The sequence below is a fragment of the Candidatus Micrarchaeia archaeon genome (assembly GCA_041653315.1).
Taxonomy (GTDB): Archaea; Micrarchaeota; Micrarchaeia; order Anstonellales; family JAHKLY01; genus JAHKLY01.
On record JBAZFO010000067.1, the window covers coordinates 1 to 3,454 of the forward strand.

Here is a 3,454-nt window from a genome sequence, read left to right on the forward strand (position 1 = left end):
AATTGATAATTCTAATTTAAATATTGAAGAAACCGGAGAAATAATATTAAAAAAAATTAAAAACAAATTTAAATCTTAGGTTATTTAAATAATAGGTAATACTATGAAAAAAGAACTTTTAATTATATTAATCCTAATTTCTTTTGTATTTGTCTATGCAGAAGAATATGAACCAGAATTGAGAGTAGAAATAAAACCATATTGTTATGGGAGTAATGTTTTAATAAAAGTTGAAGAGTCCCACATAGATAAAAATGAGAATATTACTTGGTTGCCTTCTGCAAATGCTACTGTTCTTATAAAACATTTTGGTTATATAATTAAAAAAGAGATCACTAATGAAAATGGAACAATAAAATATAAATTTCCTTTAGCAAATATATATGGAATTGATGCAACAAAAGAAGATTATGAAGATTATTATAATAATGAGGTTCTTTTAAGGTCTTGTTTAATAACTCCTTATGAACCTCCAGAAATAGAACCATATATCCATATTCCCCCAATAGTTAATCCCCCAAAAATATTAACAATTGATTGGGTTCGTGTTGTAATGGTTTGGTAAGGATTTAAAATAATAATCAACTAATTAATTACGTGATTAAATGAAAATAGCTATTATAGGAGACACTCATTTTGGTTATAAAAGATTCCAAGAAGACAGCTTTTCCCAAGGGATAGATGCTTTATTATCTGCATATGATAAAGCAGATATGATAATTTTAGCGGGGGATATATTTGATACGAGAATACCTTCAATGGAAACAATAGGAGAAGCAGTAAGTATATTAGAACAATTAAGACATAAAACGTGGAATGTAAAATATAAAGAAGACAACAAAAAAATACCTATTGCAGCAATACATGGAACACACGAAAGAAGAGCAAAAGGAAGTTTAAACCCAATTCAATTATTAGGTAAAATGAATTATCTAATAGATGTTGATGAAAACCCTTCTATATTCGAGCTTAATGAAGAAAAAATATGTATTCAGGGGATGGGAGGAGTACCTGATGAGTTTGCTAAAAACACATTGAAATCATTGGATTTTAAACCAAAAGAAAATATGTTTAATATCCTAGTACTGCACCAATCTATACAAGAATATATGTATATTGGGGAGAAAACTTCTTCTTTAATATCTTTAAATGATTTGCCTAATGGCTTTGATTTATATATAAACGGCCATATCCATGATTATAAAACAGGTTTAAATGGAAAATTTATAATACCTGGAAGTACAGTAGTAACTCAATTAAAAGTTAATGAACAAGGAAATAAAGGATATGTTATCTATGATACTCTAACAAAAACACATGAATTTATCAATGTAAAAACACGGCCTTTTAAATTAAAGGAATTAGAATTTTCACAAGCTAGTGTAATAGAAATAGAAAATGAAATTAAAAAAATTATTGAAGATATCCTTAAAAATTCCCAAGAAAAACCAATTATTAAATTAAATCTAAAAGGAGATTTGAAAAAAGGATTAGAAACAAGAGACTTAGATCTATCCTTTCAAAAAGAATTCAAAGATAAATGTTTCTTATTTATATCTAATGAGTTAAATTCAGAAAATTTAAAGCAGAAAATAGAGAAAATAAGAGAACTGCGTGAACAAAAAAAATCCATTAAAGACTTTGGCGCTTCTATATTCGGAGAAAAACTAAAAGAAGCAGGAATAGAATTAAACAATCCAGGCGCTGTTTTAGATGAATTAATTGATAATCCAGATGAAATTATAGAAAAAATAAAACGCAAAGAAGAAAAATTATAAATTATACCTGCATTACTGCATTAAATAAAATCGGATCACATATTTTATATCCATCAAGTGTATTTTCAATAAAAGAGTACTTCGCTAATTCACTTAAAGCAAATGAAAAAGTATTAGAATTTATTTGTTTTTTATAATTTTTTTCAACTCTTAATTTTAATTCAGTCCAAGTAATGGGGGCGCTTGCATTTTGTAATATTAAAATATATAACCTTCTATCTTTTCGGTTTTTTAAAAAATTTTCAATTTCCCCAGCAACTATTTGAGATGCTAACTTAATTGTTTCTTTCAATGCATTTGGATCTTTAACAAATCCTTTTTTATACCCATATAAGGTCAACCACCCAACAAGCCCATCTAATTCATTAATCACTTCTTTTAATTCACGCGTAGAGATAGGTACATCAATTTGCTGGAACCCAGATTGTAAAAAAGAAAAGGATCCATTTTTATCAAATCTTTTCATTATTATTTTTGTTATATGTCTTCCATATAAAGGATGAGTTCCATCTTGTTCTCCTAAAATTTCTTCTACAAGTCCCACTTCACTGCCCGACAAAACAAAGGAAATTTTTGGTAATTTATCATAAAAATAAGAAAGAAGATCAGAAATAGACTTATTATCAATTCTCTGCACTTCATCAATAAATACAGTAATCCCCCCCAAACTTTCAATCTTTTTTTTAAGAGTAGTATACTCCAATGTATTAGTTGTTTTTATGCCTACCCCAAAACCAAAAGCAGAAACACTTAACCCCTCTATTCTTCCGAATATCTTTGATTTTTTTGTTTCTATCACTTCATTGATCATTAAAGGAATTTCTATTTTTGGATTTTGAATCATTCTCCCATCAATCCATAATTTTAAAGTTTTTGTTTCATGATATAATATATTTAATAAACTAGTTTTTCCTACTCTTCTAACACCTAACACTGCAATTATTGGATCTTTTCTTTTAATTGCATTTTTAAGTTCAAAATATTCATTCTCATGATTAAAAAAATCTTCTTTGTTTTCTTTTGGTGCGAGTTCAAAATACATATATTATTATACCACCAAAAAGCTTATAAAGGTTAAGTAAATTAGGTATTTTACTTAATCTAGGTTAAGTTCCAACTTAAGTTAGGTTAAGTTGAAAGTTTCAGAAGTAAAAATTAAAATTCACTTAATTAATTCATAAAAAAGAAAATATAAAATAATCCTGCGATTATCAAAACCAATAGTATAACTAATATATAATATAACCAATATTTTTGTAAATAATACGCGCGTTTGGAATTTACCATTTTAACATTAATATCTTCATTATCTACATCAGTTAATTTAGTTTGGATTTCTCTATTTTTTGGCATTTCTTCATACATCCCTGTTTCTTCTATATCGTCCTCTTTTTTATCTTCAACTTTTGTTTCTTTTTTATTTTCGACTTTGGTTTCTTTTTTTATTCTCCCAATTTTATTAAACCCGTTTTCAGTTAAAGTAAGATAAATTTCTAGAGATCTAATATAATAATCAATATATGCTTGTGTATATAATCTTTCTAAATGAAATGCTAAGTCTTCACTTCTTATATTAATATCCTCTTTTAAATCATTTAATTTTGATTTTCCAGATGAAATAGATTCTAAAATAGCAGTATCTAAATTATCTAATTCTTCTTTTGATTTTTTATCTG

4 protein-coding genes are annotated in these 3,454 nt (G+C 26.4%); 2 read left to right on the forward strand and 2 right to left on the reverse strand.

Annotated features, from left to right (window positions below):
- Window positions 1–103 precede the first annotated feature (103 nt).
- A complete protein-coding gene (locus WC356_07610; GenBank protein MFA5383008.1) occupies window positions 104–565 on the forward strand; it encodes a hypothetical protein in 462 nt (153 codons plus the stop codon).
- A gap of 40 nt (window positions 566–605) precedes the next feature.
- Entirely contained in the window at window positions 606–1,778 is a 1,173-nt protein-coding gene (locus tag WC356_07615) for a metallophosphoesterase (protein MFA5383009.1), read from the forward strand.
- Between the two features lies 1 nt (window position 1,779).
- On the opposite strand, the gene WC356_07620 is transcribed toward WC356_07615, so the two are convergent.
- A complete protein-coding gene (locus WC356_07620; protein MFA5383010.1) occupies window positions 1,780–2,820 on the reverse strand; it encodes an ATP-binding protein in 1,041 nt (346 codons plus the stop codon).
- A 128-nt stretch (window positions 2,821–2,948) separates the two neighbouring features.
- Window positions 2,949–3,454 (reverse strand): hypothetical protein (locus WC356_07625; protein ID MFA5383011.1); only part of this gene is annotated, 506 nt, incomplete at its 5' end.

Coding starts and splice junctions, on each gene's coding strand:
- WC356_07610 (MFA5383008.1), top strand. CDS start 104: ATGAAAAAAGAACTTTTAATTATATTAATCCTAATTTCTTTTGTATTT.
- WC356_07615 (MFA5383009.1), top strand. CDS start 606: ATGAAAATAGCTATTATAGGAGACACTCATTTTGGTTATAAAAGATTC.
- WC356_07620 (MFA5383010.1), bottom strand. CDS start 2,820: ATGTATTTTGAACTCGCACCAAAAGAAAACAAAGAAGATTTTTTTAAT.